The sequence below is a fragment of the Paraburkholderia sp. genome (assembly GCF_050742655.1).
GTDB lineage: Bacteria > Pseudomonadota > Gammaproteobacteria > Burkholderiales > Burkholderiaceae > Paraburkholderia.
This window is the reverse complement of sequence record NZ_JBOIGG010000001.1, coordinates 530086-556456: the sequence shown is the minus strand read 5'-3', so window position 1 is coordinate 556456 and position 26371 is coordinate 530086. Positions and strand designations below refer to the sequence as shown.

Sequence of the window (26371 nt, the reverse complement as noted above, 5' to 3'; positions counted from 1 at the left end):
TTAAAAGGCTCGCGACCGTCGCCGCAGTGTGAGTTTCGCGAAACCTGTGTTGTTTGAATCGGTCTTTTTAGACGGTTCTATCAATTGACAGCCCTTTTAAGCGCGGCGAAATTACTTTGCACAATTACATGAAGGGAGACAGCGGTATGTCGTACGCCATTTCTAGAGGCGTGGCCCTGGCCATTGCCGCAACGCCTCTGATGATCGCCTGCAGTGGTGGCAACCCTGGCGATCCAGGCCCAATCAATTCAGCGCAATGTTCCGGCGCAAGCTGCGGCGTCCAGGGTCCTCCGGCCCAGGGTGCAGGCGCAGCATCGTTGTGTCCCGCGGACGGCGACATCGTCAAGAGCACGTATCTGGGCGGCGCAGGCAGTGGCGAAGTGGTCTCGCTGAACATCGACGCGACGGCGATGACCTACACGCTGAAATGGCTCGAATCGCCGATCCCGCTACACACCGGCCAGGTGACACCGTCGCGCGCCGGCGTGCAGATCACCGGCAAGGTGGCGCACCCGCCCACCGGCACGCTCCCGACCGCGGAACAGACGCGCTGCGCGTTTATCCTGACGCCGGGCACCGGCACCGCGGCGGTCGACGGCAGCACCTACACGACCGCCGATTCGTTCAACCAGGCCAATCCGCCGATGGTCCTCGTCGGGCTCGGCGTGGCCGGCGGCGGCATTCCGGGTGCGACGGTCCAGTTCGACGGTGTGAACATCAATGTGATCGGCATCCCGATCGTCAACAACGTCGGCGCGGTGAAGAACCGCCACTTCGACTTCTATCCGTTCCTCGGCTTCGCGAGCACGACCACCGACATCTCGAAGCTGCCAGGCACCTACAACGGTCTGCTCTATCACCTCGTGCCGTCGGGCAACTACCAGACGGTCGCCACCAACACGGACGAAACCTTCGACGCGAACGGCAACTGCACGTCGACGAGCACGGTACCGACCGGCGGCGCGGCCGGTCCGGGCGGCTGCCTGACCACCGGCACCGCCTGGACCGCAAACAGCAGCGGCTATTTCGACAGCCAGCAGGCGCCGCAGATCCTGCCGCAATTCCAGCGGCCCCTCGGACTCGGACCGAGCACGCCTAGAACCGGCACCGCACACATGGTGCTCGGACAGATCAACGGCGCAACAGTGCCGCTGGTGGTTCGCACGGGTGCCGTCAACCTGGGCACCCCGCCGCTCTACATCGACGCAAAGATCGACGACGAATCCGGCATCTCACTGCTCGCGAAGAACACGGCGATCTCGTCGGGCGGGTTCGACGGCGGCTACGTCGGTGCCGACTCGAACTTCAAGTACACGGCGACGCTGATCCAGGGTGCGACGGGCTCGTTCCTCAATCCGAACACGTCGCAGGTCGAAGGAAAGCCGTTCGCTCTGAACTACGGCCTGTCGTCGCCCGGCCTGATCGGCGTCACCGACAGCAATGGCAAGACCGGTTTCGCGATCGCTTCCGGCGGACTGTATGCGATCGCGATCCAGGGGGAACAGAACGGCGGCCTTACGTCGACGTCGGCGAATTCGGACACACCGAACACTCCGTACTTCGGCGTCGGAGCGCAAATCAGCAAGTAGCCCGCGACACGGGGCGTGAGCGGAACAGAGAAATTATTAAAGCAAGAAGCGGCTGGACAGGGAGCTGGCCGCCCACAACGAAAACATAGGATAGGAGGCGCGGTATGAAATGGAAAATCCTCTCGGCGCTCGCTGTTGCGGCGCCGCTTCTCGGGGCATGCAGCGGCGGCGGAAACGATACACCCGCACCGCCGGAAGCGCGGCTGTGTCCAGCCTCGCTCGACTACAGCACGGTGTTCACCGGTGGCGGGGGCGACGGTGAACTCGTAAAACTCCAGCTCGACACCACGAAGATGACCTGGCAGGTCAACTACGTCGAATCGCCGATTCCAGCGGCCGTGGGCACCGTTTCGCCGACCCGCGCGGGGCAGTCGGCGAACGGCACGATCACGCAGGAAACCGCGCTGCCAACGCAGAAGCTGAACCAGTGCGCGTACCGTCTGAACGGCGCGAGTCTCGATCCGAATCGCCCGGCGCGCATCTTCGTCGGCGAAGGCGTCGCGGGCGGCACGATCCCGGGCGCGGAAATTTCGTTCGCCGGGATTCTCGGCACGGGCGCAGTGCCCGACACGACGTTCCCGTACTACCCGTTCATCGGTTTCTCGTCGATCGAGACGAACATTGCGAACGTGGCCGGCACGTATAACCAGCTCGGCTATCACCAGGTGCCGTCGCAGAGCTTCGCACCGGTAGCCGTCGATTCGACGATCGTCATCAACGCGGACGGTACGTGGACCGAGCACGACAACAGCGGCGTCAACGCAGGCGTCACGCAGCAGCCGGGCTCGAACTGGGCGCAGTCGCCGGACGGCAGCGGCGCGTTCGTCACCAACGGCTTCCTGGGCCAGGTCAAACCGACGCTCGCGACGACGCCGCAAGCCAAGGGCTACATGATCGTCGGCAAGCTGCGCAACCAGAACGTCCCGATCCTGATTCGCACCGGCGCAGCCAGCTCATCGGCGCTGAACGGCGGCCCGTACGCCGACGACGAATCCGGCATCTCGATCCTCGCGCCGCGGACGGCCATCGCGAGCGGATCGCAGGACGGCGAGTACATCGGCGTGGACAGCCAGTTCGACTACCGCACGACGGCGATCGCCGGTACCGAGGCGACCTTGCTCGATCCGTTCCAGGCCTCGCAGGCCTCGCTCGCGACGGCGCTGAACTTCGACTACACGCAGACGGTTCCGGGCGTGGTGACGACGACGCACGTCAACGCGACGACGGGCACCACACCGACCGGGAAGTTCATCTTCACGGGCGGCGTGTTCGGCTACCTCGATCTGACGACGGCGACGTCGCCGTACTTCACGATCGGCGCCTTCGTCCAGTAACGGGTGCAACGCACGCACCCGACACGCAACCACGCGACCGTCTCCCTGCCCGCCGCCTTCGACGCGGCGGGCAGGGGTCGAGGGGAACGCCGCGGGCAGCAGCACGCCGCACGCCGCGCAAGGCAGTAATGCCCGCATGAAGAGAGGAAGAAAATGAAAAGAATCATTGTTGCAGCGCTGGCCGCCTGTCTGTCGGTGAGCGCCTATGCGCAGCACGCGGGCGACAACGTCGTCGCGCTCGGCTGGTTCCACGTGATGCCACAGGACACGAGCACGCCGCTCACGACCTACGTCGCGCCGACGCCGATCAATACGCCGCTGCGCCTGCCGAGTTCGTTCACGTCGTCCGGCACGGGGCTGTCGACCAACAGCGCCGATACCGTCGGACTGGTGATCAGCCACTTCCTGACCGATCACATTGCCGTCACTTCTGTGGCCGGCGTGCCGCCAACGTTCAAGATCTACGGCCACGGCACGATCAAGCCGCCGGGACCGGCCGGCGCGCTCGGCAGCCAGAACCTGAGCGATCCGTCCGCCAATCCGATCGTCAAGAACGTGCGCCAGTGGAGCCCGGCGTTGATCTTCCAGTATTACTTCGCTTCGCCGGACGCGAAGTTCCGGCCTTACCTCGGTATCGGCGTGTCGTACAACTGGTTCTCCGACATCCAGCTGAACGACAACTTCGTCCGCTCGACACAAAACAATCTGGGCGCGATTCTCGCGGCCGGTGCTGGCAAGCCAGGGCAGACAACGGTGGAAGCGAAGGCGTCGTCGTCGTGGCAGCCCGTGTTCAACGCGGGCCTCGCCTATAACATCACCCAGCACTGGGGCGTAACGGCATCGGTGACGTATATCCCGTTGAAGACGACGTCGTCCGTCATCATCAAGGCCGCTGACGGCACGCAGCTTGGCGTAAGCAAATCGGAGCTAAAGGCAGACCCGATCATCACGTACCTGGCAGTGACGTACAAGTTCTGACGGTTGGTTTGAGAGGGCGAGCGCTCGCCGCATGCATCGTCGCGGCGGCTGCCCCTGCGCCATTCATCAGAAACTCGGGGCAAAAAAAAGCCCGCCTGGTTTGGCGGGCTGAATCCATATCAGAGGAGACATGGAGGAGACAATTCCAACTATAGCAAAGCATTTGATGCGACGCAACATTTTCCTCTGAATCGATCCTCTAAGCTTGTGTTCTGGCGCCAGCGGCCTGCAACGCACGGGATGCTGCGATGCACTCCCACATTGTGGGTCGAGTGCAGCAATCAGCGCCCAGCCCGGCGGCTTGCCACCTTCCCTAGCACCGCAAAATCCTTGTCGCCGTCGCCATGCGCAACCGCTTCGAGCAGGCTGTCGCGTACCGCGCTCGCCACTGGTAGCGGCGTCGAAACGAGGTCGCCGGCCGCAAGTGCGAGCCGCACGTCCTTCAACCCGAGGCGCGCCTTGAAAAGCGCCGGTTCGTAGCGCTGTTCCGCGATCATCTTGCCGTAGCCCTGATAGACCGGGCCCGGGAACACGCTGCTCGTGATCACGTCGAGAAAATCCTGCATCGCGACACCATGGCCGCCGAGCAGCGCCGATGCCTCGCCGAGCGTTTCGACGGCCGATGCCAGCATGAAATTGGCCGCGAGCTTCGTGACGTTCGCGTGCTGAGCAAGCGAGCCGATGCGCCACGTCTTCTGGCCGATCGCGTCGAACACCGGCTGCACGCGGTCGATCGCTTCCGCCGGGCCCGCGGCGATGATCGTCAGCTTCGCGGCTGCGGCGACGTCCGGGCGGCCCATCACGGGTGCGGCTACGTAATGCAGCCCACGGGCCGCGTGCGCGTGCGCGAGTTCTTCGGCGAGCGTGACCGAGATCGTCGACATGTTCACGTGAATCAGCCCGCGCGCGGCGCCCTCGAGCAGCACCGCATCGATGACGTCGCGTAGCGCCGCGTCGTCGGCGAGCATCGAGAACACGGCGTCGCCGGCGAACGCCTCGGCCGGCGTCGCGACGACCTGCGCGCCCGCCTGCACCAGCGGCTGCGCGCGCTCGGGCGAGCGGTTCCAGACCCGCACGCGATGTCCGGCTTTCAGCATGTTCGCCACCATCGCGGCGCCCATCTCACCGAGACCGATAAAACCGATGTCCATCTGTCACTCCACGTCTGCGAAAAACGAAAGTAAAGCACAGCTGCGTGACGGCTGCAGCGGCCCAGTCGTCACACCGGCGATCGCGGTGCGATACTGGTGCGATGGTCACCGCGACATTCCGCTTCTATGAGGAGCTGAACGATTTCCTCGCACGGCCGCAACGCCGGCGTGCGTTCAGCTGTGTCTGCGCACGCGACGCGACCGCGAAGCACATGATCGAGGCACTCGGCGTGCCGCATACGGAAGTCGAGTTGATCGTCGTGAACGGCGAATCGGTGGGCTTCGACTACGCGGTGCAGGACGGCGATCGCGTCGCGGTGTACCCGAAGTTCGAGGCGCTCGACATCCGCCCGCTGCTGCGCGTACGCGACCAGCCGTTGCGGGTGATGCGTTTCATCGCCGACGCGCATCTCGGTGGACTCGCGCAGCTGCTGCGGCTCGCCGGATTCGACACGCTCTACGACAACCACTACCCGGACGCCGACATCGAGATGCTGGCCGCACGCGAACAGCGCATCGTGCTGACCCGCGACCGCGAACTGCTTAAACGCCGGACGATCACGCACGGCTGCTATGTCCGGCAACTGAAGCCGGAGGCGCAGCTGCGCGAGGTTTTCGCGCGGCTCGATCTGGCCGGCAGCGCGCAGCCGTTCAAACTCTGCCTCACGTGCAATGCGCCGCTGCGCCGGATTCCGAAGAGCGAGGTCGGCGACCGTGCTCCCGACGGCGTGCTCGCGCGGCACACGCAGTTCGTCACGTGCGACGTGTGCGGTCGCGTGTTCTGGGAAGGCACACACTGGAAGCGCATGCGCGAACTCGTCGACAGCGTGGCCGGACCGCCCGGGTAGTCCATCGGGACCACCGCCCGCAATGCGTACAATGCGGGCTCACTCTTTCCGCAAAGGCACCCCTATGACGATGAAAAAAACCGACCTTGAGAAAAACAAGGCATTGAAGCTGAACAACGCGCTGAAGCTGGCCGCGGCTGACCGCTTCGGCAAGGCCTCGGCACAGCCTAAGCTCGATCGTCGCGAGCAACGCAAGCTCGATCAGGCGCAGGGGCTCGTGCCGTTCGCATGCAAGCTGGAGGCGGATCTCGTCGCCCAGTTGAAGACGCGCGCCGCCGACCATCCCGGCGGTCTCAACGGTCTGCTCGACGAGTTGCTGAAGCGTGGCCTCGCCGCCGATGCATCGTAGCGCAAAGCATTCGACCGCAGACGCCGCGCGGTGTCGTGTCGTGCTGTGTCGCGAGTCGACACGCCGACAGCGACAACGCAACGGCTAGACAATCGTTGCCGGCAAACCACCCGTAAGAAAAAAATCCGTCCTGCGAAGCATTATTCGTTGACTCGCCGTTCGGCGAGTGCCTAAAATCCACCTGTTTTCATCAAAGGGGCGAATGCCTTGGACAGTAGCAGTAGTCGATCCTCGACACGTTTTTCTGCCTGACAGGCAGGACGCACCGCGCTAAGCCTCTTCTCTAGCCGCCGTCTTGCCCGCTGGGCAAACGGTGCGCGCCGCAGTTACTCGCAGCAGTATCCGCAGTACTTCTCCGTGCACATCCGCTGACCGTTGTCGTCGCGGCACGCGTTCGTTCGCGTGCACGACGGCCGGTCCGACGCTTCGGGTATTGCCCGTCGCGTTGCCTCATCGCGCCTGTGGTCCGCGTTCACGCGGAGCCGGCGTGCGAATCAACGCATCTGCGCGATACGCGCAAAGGAGGCCGCCATGCCGGACAGTGACTCTAGTCCCTGTACTTCCGTCCGCCGCACTTCCGTCCGCCGCACGCGTTCGCGGCCCGCGCCCGGCACACATGCCGCACGCTGCGCCGCCTGACTGATCGCCCGCCGCATTCTTCCGGTCGCCGTTGCGCCTTAGCTTGACCTGGCGCGCCGGCAAACGAACTGCGCAGGCCATCCGTGCGCCGCTCAACGTCTTACCGGAGGAATTGCCATGCACTTCGCTCTACTCGTCTCGCAACTGCCGCACATCGAAGAAGCTCGCGCGCACTACAACGAATTGCTGTCGCTCGAGCCGCGTCGCCACACGGAACCGTCGCATCGCATCGCCGATGCCGTGTCGATGCTCGGGTCGCTTCGCGGCACACTCGGCGCCGCGCTGCACGCGTGGCATCGCCATACCTGACAAGAACACGCGGCCCACGGGCCGCGACACCACACTCACGCTTCGGAGCACGACATCATGTCCACCCCAACCCAGGTTTCACCACCACGCAGCGCGGTCCTCGACGACGCGCATGTCGGCGACATCAAGGGCGCCTTCGGCACCATCGCGCATCACGACACGGCGCCGCGCACCAACTGGTTCGCGCGACTGCGAACGCTGCTCGCGATCCTCGGCCCGGGCCTGATCGTGATGGTCGGCGACAACGACGCCGGCGCATTCGGCACCTATACGCAGGCCGGCCAGAACTACGGGACCACGCTGCTGTGGACGCTCCTTCTGCTGATTCCCGTGCTGTTCGTGAATCAGGAGATGGTGCTGCGGCTCGGCGCCGTGACCGGCGTCGGCCACGCGCGACTGATCTTCGAGCGCTTCGGCAAGTTCTGGGGCGCGTTCAGCGTGATCGATCTGTTCATCCTGAACGCGCTCACGCTCGTCACCGAGTTCATCGGTATCACCTTCGCGCTCGCTTTTCTCGGCGTGCCGAAAGTGCCCGGCGTGCTGCTTGCCGCCGTGCTGACAGGTGCCGCGGTCAGTACCGGCAACTTCAGACGCTTCGAGCGTTTCGCGCTCGCGCTGTGCGTACTGAGCCTGCTGCTCGTGCCCGTGCTGGTATCGATCCACCCGCCGATCAGCCAGATGACACGCGACTTCTTCATCCCGAGCTGGCCCGCGCACTCGAAGCTGAGTGACGTCATGCTGCTTGTGATCGGCATCGTCGGCACGACGGTCGCGCCGTGGCAGCTGTTCTTCCAGCAGAGCTACATCGTCGACAAGCGCATCACGCCGCGCTTCATGAAGTACGAAAAAGCGGACCTGTGGATCGGCATCGCGTTCGTGATGATCGGCGCGATCGCGATGATCTCGTTCTGTGCGGCGCTGTTCGAAGGACGGCCCGAGTTCGGCAACTTCACCGATGCGGGCGCGGTGATCGCGGGTCTCGACAAATACGTCGGCAAGTGGCCCGCGGTGATCTTCGCGGTGGCGCTGCTGGACGCGTGCATCATCGGCGCGGCGGCGGTGTCGCTGTCGACCGCCTACGCGATCGGCGACGTGTTCCGCATCCGTCACTCACTGCATCGCGGCGTGTCCGACGCGAAGGGCTTCTACTTTGTCTACTTCGGGATCATCGCGCTCGCCGCGGCACTCGTGCTGATTCCCGGCAGCCCACTCGGTCTGTTGACCGAAGCCGTACAGACGCTCGCCGGCGTGCTGCTGCCGAGCGCGACGGTGTTCCTGCTGCTGTTGTGCAACGATCGCGCGGTACTCGGTCCGTGGGTCAACTCCACGCAGCTGAACATCTTCACCGGCGCGGTGATCTGGGTGCTGGTGATGCTATCGATCGTGCTGACCGCGTCGGTGATGTATCCGGACATCAGCGGCGAAACGATTCTCGCGGTGCTGGCGGGTGGCACGGCGCTCGCGCTGGCAGCGGCCGCCGTGGCGATCCCGTTGCGCAAACGCGGCATCAACGCATGGGCGGACGCGCTGGCGGCGTCGCTCCAAAAAGGCTCGCGCGATACATGGCGGATGCCGCCGCTCGACGAACTGCCGCCGCCCAATTTCACGCTCAGCAAGCGGATCTGGATGGGCGTACTGCGCGGCTATCTGGTGATCGCGGTCGTGCTCGTGCTCGTAAAGGTGATCCAGATGGCGTGGGGTTGACGGAGGAACCCCGCGCCAGAAACAGAAAAGCCAGGGCAGTGGCCCTGGCTTTTCTTTTGTGCTGCTGCTGCAGTACGCCAGCCCGACCTCGCGCGCCCCAAGGCGCACCGGCAAGACAGCGCTGCCGGTTTACTGCGGCGTGCCCTTGTCGGCCGTACCCGCAGCCGATGCAGCTTCCTGGACCTTGGCACGCTTGCCGTGATGCTTCAGCGTCTTGATCTTGTGGTGCTTCTTCGGCATGCTGGCCGCGGCGGCCGGCGCAGCTGTGTCCGATGCCTGCGCGAAAGCTTGAACGGACACCAGCGCGATGGCGACGGTTGCGAGCGAGGCGATGATCTTCTTCATATGTTTATCCCCAAACCTGAACGGCACTTCGAATTGAATGGAAAAAAGCAGAGCGGCGAAGCGGGCCCAGCAGTGCGGCGCTGGCCGATTCCCCGCCGGGGAGTATCACGCAGCGTAGGCGGTTTGTCATCTCATATGAGCCGGTATGTATTTTCCGGGAGACACGTTTCTTTCGACAACCTTTCCGCCATCGGACGCTCGGTGCCAGGCCGCGCGAAGTCGCGTTTCATCTGCTTCAGGATGCCCGTTCTATAGGACGTCCGCACGCATTCGTTCAGGTAGTCGGTGAAAGGCAGCGGGTCGAAGCCGATCTCCTCGCGCAGACGCCGGTTGTCGAATACGTAGTCGAGCTGCGCAAAGGCAGCATAGACGCCGAGCACCCGCTCCAGCAAACGCGCATGGCTGGCGGCGTCCTCGCCGAGCGCTTCATGCGCGACTGCGTACAGATCGCGCGGCGAGCACATCGAATAGCGCCGGCCGGAGGTGTCCGCGGCTTCGTCCATCGCGTTCAGGATCTGCGTGAGGGTCGGCGAATCGCAACCCGCCGACACGTGGTACGTGTCGTATGCGAGCGTCGGCTTGACGGTAAGCAGTGTCAGCGCGCGGGCGCAATCGTCCACCGATACCATGTCGATGCGGTTCGCCGCGCGCGCCGCGAAGCGTCGCGACGCGTGCACGACACGAAACACCCAGAAGATGCGCGCGGACGGCAGCGTGCCGAGCACCGTGTGACCCACCACCGCCGACGGCCGCACGACGACCAGCGGCAATCGCGGCAACTCCGTGCGCAACCGCCGTTCCGCATCGCGCTGGCTTCGCGTATGCGGCATCAGATGCCCGGTCTCGCCGTGGCCGAACGCCGCTTCCGGCACGACTGCGCCGCAGCGCGTGCCGCAGGCCATCGCCGCGCTGACGTGCACAAAGCGCTGCAGCTGCTTGCTGCCCGCAAAGCGTGATGCGAAGCGCAGCGTGTCGCGCACGCTGGATTCGAGCAGCCGCGGATGCGTCGAAAACGACGCCAGCGCCGCGCAGTTGATCACGTGCGATGCGCCGGCGAGCCGCGCTTCGTCCGCGCGCGAGAATTCAGTACCCAGTTCGCCGACGATCACGTTGGCCGTGGTCAAACGCTCCGCGCGGTAATGTGGAAGGCCGCTGCGCACCGCGGACGCGCGCAGCCGCGCGAGCGCATGCGCGGCGCTCGCACCACGCACGACGCAGACGAGCCGGTCCAGCAGACCGGCGTTCACCAGCGTCACAAGCACGCTGCCGCCGATGAAACCAGTCGCGCCGGTCAGCACCAGCGTATCGACGCCCGGCGCCTGGGTGTGCGACGAACGGATCAGACTGTCCTGCCATGCCGTGGACAGCGGGGTTTGCCAGGCAAACATCGCGTACTCCCGTACTTCGTGTGACGCGGCGGTCGATGCGCGGCCGCCGCTCAATATCGATAGGTCAGTGCCGTTATGCCAAACCAGTTGTTCTTCGTCTGCACGATCGGGCTGTTGCTCGACGAACCGATGAGGCGCGTGAGGCCACCCGTCGTCGTCACCGACCAGCGCGGCGAGACGATGTAGGTCCACGCGGTGGAGATCGTCGCCTTGTCGAAGCCGCCCTTGGTCGAATACGCCGAGAAACCGCTGCTCGCCGACTGCGCGCCGGTAACACCGAAAAAGGTCTGCGTGTAGCGGCCGTTGCCCGCATGCAGGCTGCCGGTCACGCTGATCTGGTTGGTCGACGTCTGCAGCACGGGCACCGTCAGGTCGACGTGGCCGCTGACGCCGCGCGTCGTGTGCGTGACGGGCTGGTCGAGCGTCACGCTGACGGTCGAGTCGCCGAACACATGCGCACCGGCCTGCAGCGAAATAAGCAGCGCCCCCGGGATGTTGCCCATCCCCTTCAGGTAGTCCGACCCGTTCCGGTCGAAGCGGTTTTCGTCGCCGCGGCCGTCGGCGTAACTGAGCGCCGCCGACACGTACATCCCGTTCGCGAAGGTCTTCTTGTAACCCGCTCCATCGAGCATGCTGACGAAAAAGCCGTTGTCGAACTGCGCCGAGAACGAAGGCCCCAATATCGCGCGATAGTCGCGGCTGCCCTCATAGCGCGCGGTCACGCCGGTGGCGAGCGAAAACAGGTAGGTGTTCTCCGCGTGGGCGGCAGAAACGCAGGTCAAGCCCAGCAGCGGGGCACAGCAACGAAGGAGGTGTTTGCGCACGATCGAGTCATTTCGGGAGGGGATGCCGCAGTCTAGGGATAACCCGCGTCGACGTCTGTCGCGAAATTCCTGGAATTTGTGCTCAATTGTGCAGAAGTGTCCAAGAGTGTCTGCTTACCTCCTCGCGCGCGCGTGCACGGATAGAATCGGCGCCTCAGCGGGAGAAAACGATGGACGGGACGCCGCTCAAGTACACGGTATTGCTGATCGAGGACGACGATCGCCTCGCTCAGCTGATCGCCGAATACCTCGGCGGCTACGAATTCGCGGTGACGATCGTGCGGCGCGGCGACCTCGCTGTCGCAGCGATGCACGAACACCGGCCGGCGCTCGTGATCCTCGATCTGATGCTGCCGAACATGGACGGTATGGAAGTGTGCCGCCGCATCCGCGCGTTCTCCGGAGTGCCGGTGCTGATCCTCACCGCGCGGGTCGACGTGTTCGACCAGATCGCCGGCCTCGAGACCGGCGCCGACGACTACGTCATCAAACCGATCGAACCGCGCGTGCTGGTCGCGCGAGCCCGGGCGCTGCTGCGGCGCGCGCCGCGCGAGCCCTTGCCCACGCCGGCCGCGGGCGAAACGCTGGTGTTCGGCGAACTGCAGATTTCGCCGCCCAATCGGACGGTCACGTGGCGCGGCCAGGTGGTCGACCTGAAGACCGCTGAATTCAACCTGCTACTGATCCTCGCACGCGCCGCCGGCACCGTGCTGAGCCGCGACGACATCCTGAAGCAGCTGCGCGGCATCGAGTTCGACGGCATCGACCGGACTGTCGATTCCGGCATCTCACGGTTGCGGCGCCGTTTCGAGGATGCATCGCCGGAGCCGCACCGGATCAAGACGATCTGGGGCCGCGGCTACCTGTTCAGCCCGTCCGCGTGGGAGGAGTGACATGCTCCGTTCGTTGATCCGGCTGTACCTCGTCGTCGTGCTCGGCTGCGGGCTCGGGATCGCGTTCGTCAGCTACTCGTTCGTGCGGCTGTTTCATGAACGCGTGACCGACAACACCCGCGAAGCCGAAAGGGGCTACGCGTTCGTGCTAAGCGACTACCTCGCGCGCCATCCCGGACCGGAGCGCGCCGCCGCGCTCGCCGAACTGCGGAAGCACGGCAGCGACGGCTTCAGCCTGCTGACGATGCGCGACGTGATCCCGCTGATGGACGACACGCAACTGCGCGATCTGCGCGACGGCAAGCTCGTGCTGAGCGCCGACGGACACGACTACTATCTGCCGCTGCCCGACGGGACGATCGTCCACGCCCACCCCAACGAGCCGACCAACCTCGACCTCCAGGTGCTGGCCTACGGTGTGATCGCGCTCGCGACGCTGCTCGCCATAGTGTCCTGGATTCACTTCCACTGGCGCGATCTGCGCAAACTACAGATGGCCGCGCGAGCGTTCGGCGCGGGCAACCTCGCGACGCGCGCGCAACTGTCGAAGAAGTCGAACATCTACGAGTTGTCGCAGCAGTTCAACGACATGGCGAGGCAGATCGAAGCATCGATCCTGCATCAGCGCGACATGATGCACGGCATCTCGCACGAACTGAAAACGCCGCTCGCACGGCTCGAGTTCGGGCTCGCGCTGCTGCAGTCGCCGGAGCCGGCGGAACGTCAGCGCGAGCGGCAGCGCGCGCTGCGCGAGGACGTGCGCGAACTCGACGACCTCGTCACCGAACTGCTGACGTTGAGCAGCCTCGAACAGGGCGGCCGGCACGTCGCGCCGATGCAGGTATCGGTTGGCGAATTGATCGACAGCGTCGCCGCCAGCATCGCGCACGACATCGCCGCCCGTACGCTGACGCTGACCGTCACGACAACGGAAGCGCCCGCGCATCACGTCTGCGATCCGAAGCTCGTCGCACGTGCGTTGCTGAACCCGATCCGCAACAGCGCGCGCTACGCTCGCCACGCGATCTCGCTGCGCGCCGCGGTCGGTGCGGGCGGTGTGCTGGTGCTGACGGTCGAGGACGACGGCCCCGGCATTCCCATCGACGATCGCGCACGCGTATTCGAGCCGTTTCACCGCCTGGACTCGAGCCGCGACCGTCACACCGGCGGCTTCGGGCTCGGCCTCGCGATCGTGCGGCGGGTCGCGCTGGTGCACGGCGGCGACGTGCATCTCGACAACGGCTCACGGGGCGGCGCGCGTTTCGTCATGACGCTGCCGCCGTTGCCGCTGCCCGATGCAGCACGGGCCGCGTGATATGTTCGGGGCCTGGACCTCTGCCCTAACCTCTCGCTTTTGAAAACCGCTGCCCGCAAACACCTCCGCGCCAATCTGCTGATGCTCGTCGCAGCAATGATCTGGGGCTCCGCATTCGTCGCGCAGCGACTCAGTCTCGATGCGATCGGACCGTTCCTGTTCACCGGCCTGCGCTTCCTGCTGGGAGCCGGCGTCGTGCTGCTGTTCGTCGCCTGCATGCGGCTGCGGCGCGCACCTATCGCCGCGCCGGCACGCAACACTGCAGCGCTGCTGCGTGCTGGCGGCGCGCTCGGGTTGTTGCTCGCCTTCGCAATCTCGATGCAGCAGATCGGCCTGCAGTACACGAAGGTCGCGAACGCCGGCTTCATCAGCTCGCTGTACGTCGTGATCGTGCCGCTGATCGGCGCGCTGTTCGGTCACCGGACAGGGCTCGGCACCGTGCTCGGTGCGCTCTTCGCGGCTGTCGGCATGTACTTTCTGAGCGTCAACGAGCATTTCTCGATGCTCTACGGCGACTGGTACCAGCTTGCCGGAGCGATCGTGATTTCCGCGCAGGTCATGCTGGTGGGCCGCTTTGCGCGCCGCCACGATCCGCTGTCGCTGGCGCTCGTGCAGTTCGTCACGTGCGGAGTGGTCTGCCTGGCGATCGCCGTCGCGTACGAACCGCTGCGGCTCGCCGACATCGTGCGCGCGGCGCCGAGCATCGTGTACGGTGGCGCGCTGTCGGTCGGCATCGCGTACACGATCCAGGTGGTCGCGCAGAAAAACGCCGCGCCCGCGCACGCGGCGGTGATCTTCAGCATGGAAGGGGTGTTCGCCGCGCTCGCCGGATGGTTCGTTCTTGGCGAGACGCTGTCGGCACGCGCGCTGCTCGGTTGCGCGTTGATGCTCGCGGGGCTGATCGTGTGCCAGGTGCTGCCGCAGCCGGCCGCGCGGCGCAACGCCGCGTCCGTGGGCTAGTGCGCGTTACCGCTGCGTTTACTGCGCGCGATGGCACACGCAGCACAGCTTGTTGCCGTCGAGATCCCTGACGTAGGTGCCGTAGTAATTCGGCGAGTAGTGCAGGCGGAGTCCGGGTGAACCTTCGTCCGCGGCGCCGCGCGAGATCGCCAGCGCGTGGAATGCATCGACCTGCGCGCGCGTCGACGCTTCGAACGCGACGGTGGTGCCGTTGCCAGCGGTTGCCGGCTCGCCGTTGATCGGCACGTAGATGCAGAACGTCTCGCCGCCCGGCGCATCGGCGGCCGCATAGAACACGCGTTCGGGATTGTGACGACGGGTCATCATGCGGATGCCGAGCGGACCGAGCACGGCGTCGTAGAACGCGATCGCGCGATCGAGGTCGCGCGTGCCGACGGTGATGTGACTGAACATGGCCTGTCTCCGGATCGTCGTGCGGGATACTCACGATGATACCCGGCAGACCCTGCCGCGCTGTCACCTTCTCGACCTTCGCGCCCGCTACAACTCGTCGAGCGCAAGCGCTTCTTCGGCGTGCCGCAATTTGTCCGGCGTCGGCGGAAACACGCACCAGCAGCCGTCGTCGTGGCGAAAGAAGAATAGCGAACGCGGCACGCTTGCTGCGCTGCTTTCGACCTCGACGCAGACGTATCGTCGATGATCCCAGCGCGTGCGGCTGAATTCGGTCACGTGAACGGGAAGAGACTGCGGCGGCGCGAGCCACTTCTCGACGAGGAGTCGCAGCGAGTGCTCACTGGAGGTTTTCACGACGCGTCCCCCCGACGAGCGGCTTGTCCGGCGCGGCATCCTGCTCCTGCGCGGCGTCCAGCGCTCCCTCGCATTCCTTGTCGTTCAGTGTGCGGTCGAGCTCCCTGCTCGCTGCCGCCGCACGCAACGCCGTGCAATTGGCAGCGTATCGAAGGTCCGAAAGCAAACGGACCAGCTGCCGTGGCGTTCTTCTTTTCATTACACACCCCCTGCACTGCACAATAAACTTGAGAAAACGCTTTAACTTTAGGCGTTAGAGCGCCGCTCCGTTTATTTTTTGACGAAATAGCAACACCTCTTTTCAACACGTGTGGTGGTCTAGGTCACACGGGTCGCTGCCAGCATGCTCGTGCGGGATCGCAGCGTATGTGCGATACCGGGCGAAACGCAGAAAGCGAACACGGTGCCGGGTTGTCCACGTCTGGCCGAGCATGGCTGCCGCGACGCCGTTAATTTAATATCGGCCAAAAAACAGACGAAATAAATGAGGGTATTCAACATCCAGGGTATTCGACGAGAGTCGCTGAGGTTGCCGCGGTGACGTTTCAGTCGCACGCAGCCCTTTCCGATCCGGAAAGGGTGCTTGAGAAACCGTCGATTATCACGGCCTCCGGAATCTTCCACCATCGCCGTCATGAATGAAGGACGGAGATACGGAGATGAAGGGTCCTCTGGACGGCGTGCGGGTGCTCGAGATGGGTCAGCTGATTGCGGGGCCGTTCGCCGGCAAAATGCTGGCCGAATTCGGCGCCGACGTGATCAAGATCGAACCGCCGGGAACGGGCGACCCGCTGCGTAAATGGCGGCTGCTGCACGAAGGCACCTCGGTCTGGTGGGCAGTCCAGTCGCGCAACAAGAAGTCCGTCACGCTCGATCTGCGTTCGCCCGAAGGCCAGGACGTCGCGCGCAAACTGATCGCGGAATCCGACGTGCTGATCGAGAATTTCCGCCCCGGCACGCTCGAAGGATGGGGCCTCGGCTGGGACACGCTGCAGCAGATCAACCCCGGCCTCGTGATGCTGCGTGTGTCCGGCTACGGTCAAACCGGACCGTATCGCGACCGCCCCGGCTTCGGCGTCGTCGCCGAAGCGATGGGCGGCCTGCGTCATCTGAGCGGCGAACCGGACCGCACGCCCGTGCGGGTCGGCATTTCGATCGGCGATTCGCTGTCCGCGCTGCACGGGATCATCGGCATCCTGCTCGCGCTGCGGCATCGCGAACAGCACGGCGGACAAGGCCAGGTCGTCGACGTCGCGCTGTACGAGTCGGTCTTCAACATGATGGAAAGCCTGCTGCCCGAGTACTCGCTATTCGGCGCGATCCGTGAGCCCGCCGGCAGCGCACTGCCAGGCATCGCACCGAGCAACGCGTACCGCTGCCTCGACGGCAAATACGCGCTGATCGCCGGGAACGGCGACAGCATCTTCCGCCGCCTGATGGACCTGATCGGCCGCCCGGATCTCGGCGACGACCCCGCGCTCGCGCAGAACGACGGACGCGTGAACCAGGTCGCACGCATCGATGCGGCGATCGGCGAATGGACCGCTGCACGTCCGCTCGAAGACGTGCTCGCCGCGCTCAACGAAGCGCGCATCCCGGCGGGCAAGATCTACGACGTCGCCGACATCGCCGCCGACCCGCACTACCGCGCGCGCGACATGATCGTCGATACCGAATTGCCCGACGGCACACCGGTCCAGGTACCCGGCGTCGTGCCGAAGCTGGGCGCGACGCCCGGCGTGATTTCGCAGCCTGCGCCGGCGTTGGGCCAGCACACCGACGAGGTGCTGGACACGCTCGGCATCGACCACACCACCCGCGACGCCTGGCGTTCGCGCGGCATCATCTGAAGGAGCCGCCGACATGTCGTCGAACGGAAAGAGACTCTACCTCCACGAAGTCGCCACGCGCGACGGATTCCAGAACGAAGCGCGCTTCGTTGATACCGACGCGAAGGTCGCGCTGATCGACCAACTGAGCGCGTGCGGCTACGCGAAAATCGAAGTCACGTCGTTCACGTCGCCGAAGGCGATCCCGGCGCTGCGCGACGCGGAAGCCGTCATGCATCGTATCGCCCGCGCGCGCGACGTGATCTACACCGTGCTCGTGCCGAACCTTCGCGGCGCCGAACGTGCGCTGTCGTGCAACGTCGACGAGGTCAACCTCGTGATGTCGGTCAGCGAGAGTCACAACCGCGCGAATCTGCGCATGACCCGCGAGCAGTCGTTCGCGCAGTTGCGCGACGTGATATCGGTCGTCCGCGAGACGCCTGTCGCGATCAACGTGTCGCTGTCCACCGCGATGGGCTGCCCGATGGAAGGCGACGTGCCGTTCGAGACCGTACTCGGCTGGATGCAACGGTTCGCCGATCTCGGCGTGCACGGCGTCACGCTGTGCGACACGACCGGCATGGCGTTTCCGTCGCAGGTCGCCGAACTGTGCCGGCGCGCCGCCGACGCGTTCCCTGCCCTCGAACTCACGCTCCACTTCCACAACACGCGCGGGATGGCGCTCGCCAATACGCTCGCCGCGCTGGGCGAAGGCATCGTCCGTTTCGACGCGTCGCTTGGCGGCCTCGGCGGTTGCCCCTACGCGCCCGGCGCGACCGGCAACGTCACCACGGAAGAACTGGTTCACATGCTCCAGCTCGACGGCTACGACACGGGCGTCGACCTCGCCGCCGTACTGAACGCGTCCGCCCTTCTGCCCGGTCTCGTCGGCCACGACGTGCCGAGCCAGTTGCTGAAGGCCGGCCGTCGCCTCGATCTTCATCCGATGCCCGCTGTCGCCGACGACGGCGCTCCTGAACAGCAGGCTTTTACCCAGCAGGGAGTTTGAGATGCCATTGATCGATCACCTCGACCATCTGGTCCTGACCTGCGTCGACCCCGAGGCGACGAAGCACTTCTACACGGAAGTCCTGCAGATGCCGCTCGAAGCCTTCGGCGCCGGTCGGCTCGCATTCCGCTTCGGCAACCAGAAGATCAATCTGCACGTCCGCGGCGCCGAGTTCGAGCCGAAGGCGCACGTGCCGGTGCCAGGTGCGCTGGACCTGTGCTTCATCGCGGCCGTGCCGCTCGACGATGTGATCGCGCATCTGGGGCGCGTCGAATGGCCGATCGTCGAAGGACCGGTCGAGCGGACCGGGGCGACACAGAAGATCCGCTCCGTGTACGTGCGGGATCCGGATCTCAACCTGATTGAAATTTCCGAACTGGTGTAAGCCGCTTCGACCAGATTTAACCCGACTCATCCAGATTCACGCAGGTTCAAACCAATAATTCAGGAGACTCGATGAACAGCAACCCGATCGGGCTGGACGCAGCGACGGCTGCCCAGACCTCGCCACCTGCAGCGAACACCACCGATGCCACGGGCCCGGCGCGCGGCATCACGCTCAGCGATTTCATGGACGACATGCCGGTCGGCTCACTGCACCGGTTCGTCGTATGGGTCGTCGGTATCGGCCTGTTCTTCGACATGTTCGAGATCTTCCTCGTCAGTTCGATCGGCACCGCGCTGCAGACCGAATACGGCATCGACCGGCATGGCAACGAATTCAAGCTGCTGCTCGCGTCGGCGTTCATCGGCATGTTCTTCGGCTCGTTCTTCCTCGGCAGCCTCGCGGACAAGATCGGCCGACGCAAGGCGTTCCTGTTCAACCTGGTCTGGTACAGCGGCTTCTCTCTGCTCGGCGCGTTCTCCGTCAACAGCACGATGCTCGTTGCCTGCCGCTTTCTCACCGGCATCGGCGTGGGCGCGCTGTACCCGATCGCCGACACTCTGCTGTCCGAAGTGCTGCCGAAGGAGCGCAGAGGACGACTGGCCGGATGGGCCTATACGACTTCATACATCGCGGTGCCGCTGGTCGGATTTCTCGCGGTGTGGCTCAACCCGCTGCATCTGGGCGCGATTGCCGGCTGGCGCCTGATTCTCGCGATCGGAAGTCTGGGCGGCGTATTCGTTATGCTCGTGAAGCACCGCCTGCCCGAAAGCCCGCGCTGGCTGCTATCGCAGGGACGCGTCACCGAAGCGCACGCGATGCTGAGCCGCTTCGCGCACAGCGCGAACGTCCGCGTTCCCACGCTCGCGGACGAAGTGAAACCGAAGCATGTGAAGCCGGGGCTCGGCGAGCGGATCGCGTTGCTGCGCCGCGCGCCGTACAACAGGCGCTACGGGATGCTGGTCGTCTTCCACCTGTTTCAGGCGTTCGGGTATTACGGCTTCGGCACGCTCGCGAGCGTCGTCGTGAAGAGCCGCGGCTTCGACGTGACGGACAGCACGCTGTTCGTCGCGCTGTCCTTCCTCGGCTACCCGGTCGGCTCGCTGCTGTCCATTCCGTTGATGAACGTGATTGAACGACGCACGCTGGTGATCGGCGCGATTCTGTCGGTGGCTGCATGCGGCCTCGCGTTCGCGTATTCCGGCAACACGGTGTTGATCGTCTGCTTCGGCGTGTTGACAACCTGCGCGTCGAACGTGTTCAGCAACGCGTATCACGTGTACCAGGCCGAGATTTTTCCGGCCCGGGTACGGTCGACGGCGATCGGCAGTACCTATGCGCTGTCGCGCATCGTCAGCGGCTCGCTGCCGTTTGTTTTGCTGCCGGTGCTGAACGGGCACGGCGCGGGCGCAATGTTCGGTGTGATCTCGGTGGCGCTTGCGATCGTCGCGGTTGTCGTGCGGACGTTCGGGCCGCTGACGACGCGGCGGAGTCAGGATGAGATCAATCCGGTTTAGGGCTCGATACGGTTTTCCCGGCGGTGACACGGCGGCACGGCGATCAGGGACATCTGCCGCTGTACCGCCGACACCCGATGCATCGCCGTACTGGCCGCGCAAACTGCTCAAATCACAGATGGAACGGATCGGGGTATTCCCGAATCTTTGGGGTTAACCCCTCCGTATTGAAGCGTCCGGTTGTCCTCTCTATGATGGGTCAAACGATTTAGTAAATCGTTTTACAAAACTTAGGAGACACCGTCATGCAGGTCACCCGTCGCCGTTTCATTCAGGGCGCGACAGCCGCCGCAGCAGCACTCGCCGTGCCGGAAATCGGTCGCGCGAGTGCGCCGGTCGCACTGCGCTTCTCGTCAACGATGACGGCCGACGAAAATTCCGCGCACTACATCTGGTACCAGCGCTTCAGCGAAAACCTGAAGAAGAGCGTCGGCGACCAGATCCGGGTCGACTTCTTTCCGAACGGGCAACTGGGCAAGGAAGCCGACGTCGTGCAGCAGGTCCGGCTCGGCTCGATCGACATGATGGTCACAGGCAGTTCGATCTGGGCGACCGCGCTGCCCGAACTCGCACTGCTCGATCTCGGTTTTCTGTTCGACGACTATGCGCACGTCGGCCGTGCGGCGGACAGCGGCGTGGCCGGTATCTACGACAACCTGCTGCAAACGCACACCGGTTGCTCCGTGATCGGCTGGGGTTCGCACTTCAGCGGTCGCAGCGTGTACACGAAGCCCGCGATCAAAAACCTTGCGCAGTTGAAGAACGTCAAGCTGCGAGTACTGCCGACCCAGGCGTTCGTCGAAACGTTCAAGCTGATGGGCGCGATCCCGACGCCGATCGCGTTTAACGAGGTCTATACCGCCGTGCAGACCGGTGTGGTCGAGGGCTTCGAACACGACGCGGCAAGCGTGCTGTCGAACAAGCTGAACGAGGTCGTGCAGAACAGCTGGCAGACCAACCATCTGTTCAGCCCCTGCATCGTCGTGATTGGCAAACGTGGCTTCGCGAAAATTCCCGATCCGCTGAAGCAACCGTTTCGCGCCGCCGCCAGCGAGGCGAGTCTGTATCAGCGCCAGCAGGCGGTCACCAAGGGTGCCGATGCGCTGGCCACGCTGCGCAAGCTGGGCATGACCTTCTATCCGATGGCGGCCGCGGAGCGCGACGCCGTGCGCAAAATGATGCGCGACCAGTTGTGGGTGCCGTTCACCCGCACGTACCCGGTGACCGCCCCGGTGCTCGCCGCGATCGACAAGACCCGCGCGTAACGTGCGCCCATTGGTACTGGCGACGGGAGCCACGCGATGAACGAATCAATCAGCCAGATGCACGGCCTCGGCCTGCGCGACGACACGACCACACCGGCCAGCGAGCCCGGAACGGCACCGGACAACTGGGGCTTCGGCACAGGCGGCCTTGCGGGCCGCACGCTGGCGGCGCTGTGCGTGCTGGTCGAGCGACTGTGCGCGGTGGTGCTCGCCGTCGACGTGCTGGTCGTGTTCGCGTCGGTGATCCTGCGTTACTTCGTCCACCATCCGGTCGACTGGGCGGAGGAAGTCGCCGGCGACCTGATGGTGATGCTGGTGTTTCTCGGCGGCGCGACCGTGCTGGCGCGCGGCCAGCATGTCCATATCGATTTCTTTCGCGGGCTGCTGCCCGAGGCATGGCGGCCAACAGCCACGCGCACGGGCGGCTGGATCGTCGCCGGCACTGCGGCGGGACTCGCGTGGTCCGCATGGCAACTGCTCGGCGACGCTGCCAATGTGACCACACCGATGGGCCTGCCGCAGTGGATCGGCGTACTGCCCGTACTGCTGGGTGCGCTGCTGATGACGGCCGTCGGCATCGCCAATGCCGTCAGCGGCGCGACCCGCGGCACCTGGTTCACGCTCGCCGGTTGCTGCGCGGTCGCGGCCGCGGTGTACGGCTGGAATGCGCTGGCCAGTGCGTATGCGATTGCTCCGTGGGGGCTGCTGCTCGCGGGCTTTGTCGTCAGCCTCGCGGTCGGCGTGCCGATCGCCTTCGTGCTCGCGCTGGCCGCGCTGCTGTTTTTCGTCAGCGAGCCGAGCCTGCCGATGATCATCTATTCGCAGCAGGTGATGGCCGGCATCGACCACTTCGTGCTGCTCGCGATTCCGTTCTTCGTCCTGGCCGGTCTGTTGATGGAAGCGAACGGCATGTCGGCACGGCTGATCGAGTTGCTCGTGCGCATCTTCGGCCGCGTACGTGGCTCGATGAACCTGATCGCGATTCTCGCCACCGCCTTCTTTTCAGGCGTCTCGGGCTCGAAGCTCGCCGACATCGCGGCGGTCGGCGGCATCGTCGTGCCGGCCGTACGGCGCACCCGCCAGGACGCGAACGAAACGGCGGCGGTGCTCGCGGCATCGGCGGTGATGGCCGAAACCATTCCGCCCTGCATCAACATGATCATCATCGGTTTCGTCGCGAACATCTCGATCGGCGGGCTGTTTCTGGCTGGCATCGTACCCGCCGCCGTGATGGCGCTTGCGCTTTCCACGATGGTCGTGATCTTCGGCAGGAAGATCGATCCACAGGCCGCATTTCCCGTGCGCACGCCGCTGCTGCGGCTGCTCGGCGGCGCGCTGGTCGCGCTCGCGATGGTCATGATGATCGGCAAGGGCGTGACCTCGGGGATCGCCACGTCGACCGAAGTGTCGGCGTTCGCGGTGATCTATGCGCTCATCGTGGGCGGTCTTGCGTTCCGCGAACTCACGCCGCGCGCGACGGCGCGTCTGTTCGTGCGCGCGTCGTCAATGGCCGCGGGTATTCTCTTCATCATCGCGGCGGCCTCCGGCGTTGCATTCGCGCTCACGATCCTGCAGATTCCCGCGCTGCTGTCGACGACCATGCTGGCGCTCGCGCACAACTACGGCAGCCTCGCGTTTCTCGGCGTGTCGGTGGTCATCATGATCGTGTTCGGCTCGGTGCTCGAAGGTGCGCCCGCACTGATCATCTTCGGGCCGCTGCTGGTGCCGATCGCCGTGCAGCTCGGCATCAATCCGCTGCACTTCGGCACGATCGCGGTGACCGCGATGGGATTCGGCCTGTTCGCGCCGCCGTTCGGCCTCGGGCTCTTCGCCACCTGCGCGATGACCGGTACACGCGGCGAAGACGTGGCGCGCCGGATGCTCAAGTACCTCGCGCTGCTGGCGATCATGCTGGCACTCCTGGTGCTGGTGCCGTCGATCTCGCTATGGCTGCCGCGGCATTTCAACATGGCGTAACCGGCACTCCACGCGCAACGAGACACACGACCTCTATGGCAACGGACAGAGCAACGGACCGGGCAACCGACAGGATCACGGCAACGATTCACGACGTCGCCGCACTCGCAGGCGTGTCGACGAGTTCGGTGTCGAACGTGCTCAACGGACGCACCGACAAGCTGAGCGCGCAGACATGGGAGCGCGTGGAAGACGCGATCCGCACGCTGTCGTTCAGTCCGAACCGCGTCGCGCGCCAGCTGAAAACCGGCCACACGCCGATGCTCGGGTTGCTCGTGCCGTCCACAGCGAACCCGATGTATGGGCAACTCGCACTGAACATCGAAGCGGCCGCGCAGCAGCGCTTCAACTACCGGCTGCTGCTCGGCAACACGCATCGCGACAAGCAGCAGGAAGCCCGCATGTTCGACGATCTGCTGTCGTTCGGCGTGCGCGCCGTGATCGTGATCTCGTCGCTCGACGATGAACGTCACCTCGAAAAAGCGGTGGCGCGCGGCCTCGCGGTAGTCAGCTACGACCGCGGTGCGGGCAGCGATAGCGACAGGCACTCGCGGGTCGATCACGTTTCGCCCGACAACTATCAGGCGGGTTATCTCGCTGCGGATCATCTGATCGAGCACGGCCACCGCCGGCTCTCGTTTCTGCTGCCGCACGGCAAGACCGTCAGTCGCGGCGAGAAGACCGCGGGTTTTCTCGAGCGCGTGTCGTCCGCCGGCGCCCGGTATTCGGCGAAGGTCGTCGAAGGTCAGGTGTCGCAGGCGTTCGGCGACTCCGAGCTGGCGGACCTCGGCTTCGCGATGGCGAGCCAGGTCGCTGCACTGCGGCCGAGGCCGACCGGCATCGTGGCCGTCAACGACATGCTCGCGATCGGCCTGATGTCGGGCCTCACGCGGCTCGGGCTGCGTGTGCCGGAAGACGTGTCGGTGGTCGGTATGGACGGCCTGCCGGTGGCCGCGTTCGTCAATCCCGGCCTCACGTCGGTGGCGATGCCGCTCACAGAAATGGCCAATGCGATGGTCGAGCGCGCGATCGAACGCTCGGTCGACCCGAACCTGCCGCCCTCCGATTTTCTATTCCAACCTGTTCTGATCGCGCGCCAGTCGGTTGCTGCGCCGGCCCGCGTCAGAAAGACTGCCTCCTCGACATGACCCGTATCTATCTGACGCATACCCCCGATGCGCTGAAAAACTACTACGGCGCCCGCGCGCTCGCGCAGCTGCGCACGCTCGGCGACGTCACACTCAATCCGCACGGACGGCTGCTCACGCTCGACGAATTCGTCGACGTCGCGGCCGGCCACGACATCGTCGTTGCGAGCCGCGATGCGGCGGCGCCCGCGGCGCTCTTCGAGCGGCTGCCGGACCTCGTTGCGATCTGCCGCGTGGCGGTCGATATCCGCAACATCGACGTCGACGCCGCGAGCCATCATGGCGTGCTCGTCACGCGCGCGACGCCAGGCTTCGACACGTCGGTGGCGGAGTGGATCGTCGGCGCGATGATCGATCTGGGCCGCGGCCTCAGCACGTCGGCGGCCGCGTACTGGCAGCGGCGCGCACCCGCGATTGCGATGGGCCGCGAGTTGCGCGCGTCGACACTCGGCATCGTCGGCTACGGTTTTATCGGACGGCGACTCGCCCAACTCGCTCGCGCGCTCGACATGTCGGTGCGCGTCTACGACCCGCACGCGACGATCGACGACGCGGACGTCGAACAGGTTTCATTCGACGACGTGCTCGCGCACAGCGACTACGTGGTGTGCCTCGCGCCCGCCGTGCCCGAAACTGCGAATCTGTTCGGTCGCGACGCATTCGCGCGGATGCGCAGCGACGCGTTCTTCATCAACGCGGCACGCGGCGAACTCGTCGACGACGACGCACTGATCGACGCACTGGACCGGAACACGATCGCGGGCGCGGCCATCGACGTCGGCCGTGCCACCGACCAGATGCCGGCCGCCACGCTGGCGGCTCATCCGAAGATCGTCGCGACGCCGCATGTCGGCGGACTCACGCCGCCCGCAATCGAACACCAGGCGATGGATACTGTCGAGCAGGTGCGCGCGCTCGTCGACGGCCGCATGCCTGCGCACGCGGTCAATGCGGAGCACGCGACGCGCCTGTCCGCCTTCTTTCGCGTAACACAAGGAGCACGCCGATGAGTACGCCGTTTTCGAATCCGCTGGCCGGCGCGTGCGACTGTCACGTGCATATCTATGAACTCGAATGCTATCCGCTTGCGCGAACGTCGACGTTCACTCCGCCCCAGGCTTCGTGGGCGCAGTACGCGGCCGTGCAGCGCAGTCTCGGCCTTTCACGCGCGGTTCTGGTCCAGCCGACGGGCTATGGGTTCGACAATCGCTGTCTGCTTGAAGCGCTTGCGCTGGCCGACGACGCGGCGCGCGGCATCGTCGTGATCCGCCCCGATACGTCTGTGGCCGAACTGCAGGCGATGCACGACGCAGGCGTACGCGGCGTGCGCTTCATGATGATTCCGGGTAGCGGTGGCCTGCTCGAATGGGGCGATCTCGAAGGGCTCGCCGCGCGGATCGCGGAGTTCGGCTGGGTCGTCAATCTGCAACTGGATGGACGCGACCTGCCGCACTACGAGACGAAACTGCGGGCCCTGCCATGCAGACTGTCGCTCGATCACACCGGCAAATTCCTGGAACCGGTCACAACGGATCATGCTGCGTTCCGCAGCCTGCTAGCGCTGCTCGATGCCGGCAATACGTGGGTAAAAATCTCTGCTCCCTACGAGACATCGCGTGTCGGGCCGCCTCACTACGACGACGTGAGCGCGCTCGCACAGGCACTGGCGGCGGCGCACCCCGAGCGTTGCCTGTGGGCGAGCAACTGGCCGCATCCGAACCGCAAACCTGTTCCCGACGACCGCGCGATGCTCGATCTGTTGTCGCGTTGGGCGCCGGATCCGGCGGTGCAGCTGAAGATACTCGTCGACAATCCGGCGCGGCTTTATGGGTTTGGGTTGGAGTGAC

The 26371-nt window shown here is 65.1% G+C and carries 26 protein-coding genes; 19 read left to right on the top strand and 7 right to left on the bottom strand.

Annotated elements, in window-relative coordinates; genetic code table 11:
• Nucleotides 1-146: 146 nt before the first annotated feature.
• The 3 genes from ACREXZ_RS02490 to ACREXZ_RS02480 all read left to right on the top strand — a co-directional run bounded on the left by ACREXZ_RS02490 (nucleotide 147) and on the right by ACREXZ_RS02480 (nucleotide 3901).
• Complete coding sequence (locus tag ACREXZ_RS02490; RefSeq protein WP_431762423.1) at nucleotides 147-1589, top strand: DUF2957 domain-containing protein; 1443 nt, start codon at nucleotides 147-149, stop codon at nucleotides 1587-1589.
• A 104-nt stretch (nucleotides 1590-1693) separates the two neighbouring features.
• A complete protein-coding gene (locus ACREXZ_RS02485) occupies nucleotides 1694-2923 on the top strand; it encodes a DUF2957 domain-containing protein (protein ID WP_431762422.1) in 1230 nt (409 codons plus the stop codon).
• 153 nt (nucleotides 2924-3076) lie between these two features.
• The gene (locus tag ACREXZ_RS02480; RefSeq protein WP_431762421.1) at nucleotides 3077-3901 is read left to right on the top strand and encodes an OmpW/AlkL family protein; all 825 of its coding nucleotides are present in this window, start codon (nucleotides 3077-3079) and stop codon (nucleotides 3899-3901) included.
• A gap of 281 nt (nucleotides 3902-4182) precedes the next feature.
• Here the strand turns inward: ACREXZ_RS02480 and ACREXZ_RS02475 are convergent, their stop codons facing one another.
• A complete protein-coding gene (locus ACREXZ_RS02475; RefSeq protein WP_431762420.1) occupies nucleotides 4183-5052 on the bottom strand; it encodes an NAD(P)-dependent oxidoreductase in 870 nt (289 codons plus the stop codon).
• A 101-nt stretch (nucleotides 5053-5153) separates the two neighbouring features.
• Here ACREXZ_RS02475 and ACREXZ_RS02470 point away from each other — a divergent pair, with 101 nt between their 5' ends.
• The 4 genes from ACREXZ_RS02470 (at nucleotide 5154) to ACREXZ_RS02455 (ending at nucleotide 8901) form a co-directional block, all read left to right on the top strand.
• Nucleotides 5154-5900 carry a Mut7-C RNAse domain-containing protein gene (locus ACREXZ_RS02470; RefSeq protein WP_431762419.1) on the top strand — a complete coding sequence of 249 codons (747 nt, stop codon included), beginning with the start codon at nucleotides 5154-5156 and terminating at the stop codon, nucleotides 5898-5900.
• Nucleotides 5901-5964: 64 nt separating this feature from the next.
• Nucleotides 5965-6249 carry a hypothetical protein gene (locus tag ACREXZ_RS02465; RefSeq protein ID WP_431762418.1) on the top strand — a complete coding sequence of 95 codons (285 nt, stop codon included), beginning with the start codon at nucleotides 5965-5967 and terminating at the stop codon, nucleotides 6247-6249.
• Nucleotides 6250-7005: 756 nt separating this feature from the next.
• Nucleotides 7006-7197 carry a hypothetical protein gene (locus ACREXZ_RS02460; RefSeq protein ID WP_431762417.1) on the top strand — a complete coding sequence of 64 codons (192 nt, stop codon included), beginning with the start codon at nucleotides 7006-7008 and terminating at the stop codon, nucleotides 7195-7197.
• Nucleotides 7198-7254: 57 nt separating this feature from the next.
• Nucleotides 7255-8901 (top strand): Nramp family divalent metal transporter, encoded by a 1647-nt coding sequence (locus ACREXZ_RS02455; protein WP_431762416.1) that lies wholly within the window; start codon nucleotides 7255-7257, stop codon nucleotides 8899-8901.
• A 129-nt stretch (nucleotides 8902-9030) separates the two neighbouring features.
• Here ACREXZ_RS02455 and ACREXZ_RS02450 read toward each other — a convergent pair whose 3' ends face one another.
• From ACREXZ_RS02450 to ACREXZ_RS02440, 3 genes are all read right to left on the bottom strand, one after another.
• Nucleotides 9031-9246 carry a hypothetical protein gene (locus ACREXZ_RS02450; RefSeq protein ID WP_431762415.1) on the bottom strand — a complete coding sequence of 72 codons (216 nt, stop codon included), beginning with the start codon at nucleotides 9244-9246 and terminating at the stop codon, nucleotides 9031-9033.
• A gap of 131 nt (nucleotides 9247-9377) precedes the next feature.
• Nucleotides 9378-10634 carry an SDR family oxidoreductase gene (locus tag ACREXZ_RS02445; protein WP_431762414.1) on the bottom strand — a complete coding sequence of 419 codons (1257 nt, stop codon included), beginning with the start codon at nucleotides 10632-10634 and terminating at the stop codon, nucleotides 9378-9380.
• Nucleotides 10635-10684: 50 nt separating this feature from the next.
• Nucleotides 10685-11416 carry a MipA/OmpV family protein gene (locus tag ACREXZ_RS02440; protein ID WP_431762413.1) on the bottom strand — a complete coding sequence of 244 codons (732 nt, stop codon included), beginning with the start codon at nucleotides 11414-11416 and terminating at the stop codon, nucleotides 10685-10687.
• A 212-nt stretch (nucleotides 11417-11628) separates the two neighbouring features.
• On the opposite strand from ACREXZ_RS02440, the gene ACREXZ_RS02435 reads away from it, so the two are divergent.
• The 3 genes from ACREXZ_RS02435 (at nucleotide 11629) to ACREXZ_RS02425 (ending at nucleotide 14626) form a co-directional block, all read left to right on the top strand.
• Nucleotides 11629-12351 carry a response regulator gene (locus ACREXZ_RS02435; RefSeq protein WP_431762412.1) on the top strand — a complete coding sequence of 241 codons (723 nt, stop codon included), beginning with the start codon at nucleotides 11629-11631 and terminating at the stop codon, nucleotides 12349-12351.
• A 1-nt stretch (nucleotide 12352) separates the two neighbouring features.
• On the top strand, nucleotides 12353-13666 hold the full coding sequence (locus ACREXZ_RS02430; RefSeq protein WP_431762411.1) for an ATP-binding protein: 1314 nt from the start codon (nucleotides 12353-12355) through the stop codon (nucleotides 13664-13666).
• An 81-nt stretch (nucleotides 13667-13747) separates the two neighbouring features.
• On the top strand, nucleotides 13748-14626 hold the full coding sequence (locus tag ACREXZ_RS02425; RefSeq protein WP_431762410.1) for a DMT family transporter: 879 nt from the start codon (nucleotides 13748-13750) through the stop codon (nucleotides 14624-14626).
• Between the two features lie 18 nt (nucleotides 14627-14644).
• On the opposite strand, the gene ACREXZ_RS02420 is transcribed toward ACREXZ_RS02425, so the two are convergent.
• The 3 genes from ACREXZ_RS02420 to ACREXZ_RS02410 all read right to left on the bottom strand — a co-directional run bounded on the left by ACREXZ_RS02420 (nucleotide 14645) and on the right by ACREXZ_RS02410 (nucleotide 15593).
• On the bottom strand, nucleotides 14645-15040 hold the full coding sequence (locus ACREXZ_RS02420) for a VOC family protein (RefSeq protein ID WP_431762409.1): 396 nt from the start codon (nucleotides 15038-15040) through the stop codon (nucleotides 14645-14647).
• Nucleotides 15041-15127: 87 nt separating this feature from the next.
• Nucleotides 15128-15394, bottom strand: coding sequence for a hypothetical protein (locus tag ACREXZ_RS02415; protein ID WP_431762408.1), 267 nt, complete (start codon nucleotides 15392-15394; stop codon nucleotides 15128-15130).
• Entirely contained in the window at nucleotides 15378-15593 is a 216-nt protein-coding gene (locus ACREXZ_RS02410) for a hypothetical protein (protein ID WP_431762407.1), read from the bottom strand. The genes ACREXZ_RS02415 and ACREXZ_RS02410 overlap by 17 nt, the downstream gene beginning before the upstream one ends.
• 460 nt (nucleotides 15594-16053) lie before the next feature.
• On the opposite strand from ACREXZ_RS02410, the gene ACREXZ_RS02405 reads away from it, so the two are divergent.
• From ACREXZ_RS02405 to ACREXZ_RS02365, 9 genes are all read left to right on the top strand, one after another.
• On the top strand, nucleotides 16054-17244 hold the full coding sequence (locus ACREXZ_RS02405) for a CaiB/BaiF CoA transferase family protein (protein ID WP_431762406.1): 1191 nt from the start codon (nucleotides 16054-16056) through the stop codon (nucleotides 17242-17244).
• A gap of 13 nt (nucleotides 17245-17257) precedes the next feature.
• Nucleotides 17258-18232 (top strand): hydroxymethylglutaryl-CoA lyase, encoded by a 975-nt coding sequence (locus ACREXZ_RS02400; RefSeq protein ID WP_431762405.1) that lies wholly within the window; start codon nucleotides 17258-17260, stop codon nucleotides 18230-18232.
• A gap of 1 nt (nucleotide 18233) precedes the next feature.
• Nucleotides 18234-18617: a VOC family protein gene (locus ACREXZ_RS02395; protein ID WP_431762404.1), complete on the top strand. Its 384-nt coding sequence runs from the start codon at nucleotides 18234-18236 to the stop codon at nucleotides 18615-18617.
• Nucleotides 18618-18688: 71 nt separating this feature from the next.
• A complete protein-coding gene (locus ACREXZ_RS02390; RefSeq protein ID WP_431762403.1) occupies nucleotides 18689-20134 on the top strand; it encodes an MFS transporter in 1446 nt (481 codons plus the stop codon).
• Nucleotides 20135-20379: 245 nt separating this feature from the next.
• Entirely contained in the window at nucleotides 20380-21399 is a 1020-nt protein-coding gene (locus ACREXZ_RS02385) for a TRAP transporter substrate-binding protein (protein ID WP_431762402.1), read from the top strand.
• 57 nt (nucleotides 21400-21456) lie between these two features.
• The gene (locus ACREXZ_RS02380) at nucleotides 21457-23376 is read left to right on the top strand and encodes a TRAP transporter large permease subunit (RefSeq protein WP_431762475.1); all 1920 of its coding nucleotides are present in this window, start codon (nucleotides 21457-21459) and stop codon (nucleotides 23374-23376) included.
• 35 nt (nucleotides 23377-23411) lie between these two features.
• The gene (locus ACREXZ_RS02375) at nucleotides 23412-24524 is read left to right on the top strand and encodes a LacI family DNA-binding transcriptional regulator (protein ID WP_431762401.1); all 1113 of its coding nucleotides are present in this window, start codon (nucleotides 23412-23414) and stop codon (nucleotides 24522-24524) included.
• Nucleotides 24521-25534 carry an NAD(P)-dependent oxidoreductase gene (locus tag ACREXZ_RS02370; protein WP_431762400.1) on the top strand — a complete coding sequence of 338 codons (1014 nt, stop codon included), beginning with the start codon at nucleotides 24521-24523 and terminating at the stop codon, nucleotides 25532-25534. Before ACREXZ_RS02375 ends, ACREXZ_RS02370 begins: the two co-directional genes overlap by 4 nt.
• The gene (locus ACREXZ_RS02365; RefSeq protein WP_431762399.1) at nucleotides 25531-26370 is read left to right on the top strand and encodes an amidohydrolase family protein; all 840 of its coding nucleotides are present in this window, start codon (nucleotides 25531-25533) and stop codon (nucleotides 26368-26370) included. The genes ACREXZ_RS02370 and ACREXZ_RS02365 overlap by 4 nt, the downstream gene beginning before the upstream one ends.
• Nucleotide 26371: the final 1 nt, after the last annotated feature.

Excerpts from the sequence above, each read along its gene's own strand:
- ACREXZ_RS02480 (WP_431762421.1), top strand. The coding sequence starts at position 3,077 with ATGAAAAGAATCATTGTTGCAGCGCTGGCCGCCTGTCTGTCGGTGAGC.
- ACREXZ_RS02430 (WP_431762411.1), top strand. The coding sequence starts at position 12,353 with ATGCTCCGTTCGTTGATCCGGCTGTACCTCGTCGTCGTGCTCGGCTGC.
- ACREXZ_RS02475 (WP_431762420.1), bottom strand. The coding sequence starts at position 5,052 with ATGGACATCGGTTTTATCGGTCTCGGTGAGATGGGCGCCGCGATGGTG.
- ACREXZ_RS02410 (WP_431762407.1), bottom strand. The coding sequence starts at position 15,593 with ATGAAAAGAAGAACGCCACGGCAGCTGGTCCGTTTGCTTTCGGACCTT.
- ACREXZ_RS02405 (WP_431762406.1), top strand. The coding sequence starts at position 16,054 with ATGAAGGGTCCTCTGGACGGCGTGCGGGTGCTCGAGATGGGTCAGCTG.
- ACREXZ_RS02380 (WP_431762475.1), top strand. The coding sequence starts at position 21,457 with ATGCACGGCCTCGGCCTGCGCGACGACACGACCACACCGGCCAGCGAG.
- ACREXZ_RS02470 (WP_431762419.1), top strand. The coding sequence starts at position 5,154 with ATGGTCACCGCGACATTCCGCTTCTATGAGGAGCTGAACGATTTCCTC.
- ACREXZ_RS02445 (WP_431762414.1), bottom strand. The coding sequence starts at position 10,634 with ATGTTTGCCTGGCAAACCCCGCTGTCCACGGCATGGCAGGACAGTCTG.
- ACREXZ_RS02390 (WP_431762403.1), top strand. The coding sequence starts at position 18,689 with ATGAACAGCAACCCGATCGGGCTGGACGCAGCGACGGCTGCCCAGACC.
- ACREXZ_RS02485 (WP_431762422.1), top strand. The coding sequence starts at position 1,694 with ATGAAATGGAAAATCCTCTCGGCGCTCGCTGTTGCGGCGCCGCTTCTC.
- ACREXZ_RS02450 (WP_431762415.1), bottom strand. The coding sequence starts at position 9,246 with ATGAAGAAGATCATCGCCTCGCTCGCAACCGTCGCCATCGCGCTGGTG.
- ACREXZ_RS02385 (WP_431762402.1), top strand. The coding sequence starts at position 20,380 with ATGCAGGTCACCCGTCGCCGTTTCATTCAGGGCGCGACAGCCGCCGCA.
- ACREXZ_RS02370 (WP_431762400.1), top strand. The coding sequence starts at position 24,521 with ATGACCCGTATCTATCTGACGCATACCCCCGATGCGCTGAAAAACTAC.
- ACREXZ_RS02365 (WP_431762399.1), top strand. The coding sequence starts at position 25,531 with ATGAGTACGCCGTTTTCGAATCCGCTGGCCGGCGCGTGCGACTGTCAC.
- ACREXZ_RS02455 (WP_431762416.1), top strand. The coding sequence starts at position 7,255 with ATGTCCACCCCAACCCAGGTTTCACCACCACGCAGCGCGGTCCTCGAC.
- ACREXZ_RS02465 (WP_431762418.1), top strand. The coding sequence starts at position 5,965 with ATGACGATGAAAAAAACCGACCTTGAGAAAAACAAGGCATTGAAGCTG.
- ACREXZ_RS02400 (WP_431762405.1), top strand. The coding sequence starts at position 17,258 with ATGTCGTCGAACGGAAAGAGACTCTACCTCCACGAAGTCGCCACGCGC.
- ACREXZ_RS02420 (WP_431762409.1), bottom strand. The coding sequence starts at position 15,040 with ATGTTCAGTCACATCACCGTCGGCACGCGCGACCTCGATCGCGCGATC.
- ACREXZ_RS02490 (WP_431762423.1), top strand. The coding sequence starts at position 147 with ATGTCGTACGCCATTTCTAGAGGCGTGGCCCTGGCCATTGCCGCAACG.
- ACREXZ_RS02460 (WP_431762417.1), top strand. The coding sequence starts at position 7,006 with ATGCACTTCGCTCTACTCGTCTCGCAACTGCCGCACATCGAAGAAGCT.
- ACREXZ_RS02435 (WP_431762412.1), top strand. The coding sequence starts at position 11,629 with ATGGACGGGACGCCGCTCAAGTACACGGTATTGCTGATCGAGGACGAC.
- ACREXZ_RS02375 (WP_431762401.1), top strand. The coding sequence starts at position 23,412 with ATGGCAACGGACAGAGCAACGGACCGGGCAACCGACAGGATCACGGCA.
- ACREXZ_RS02395 (WP_431762404.1), top strand. The coding sequence starts at position 18,234 with ATGCCATTGATCGATCACCTCGACCATCTGGTCCTGACCTGCGTCGAC.
- ACREXZ_RS02425 (WP_431762410.1), top strand. The coding sequence starts at position 13,748 with ATGCTCGTCGCAGCAATGATCTGGGGCTCCGCATTCGTCGCGCAGCGA.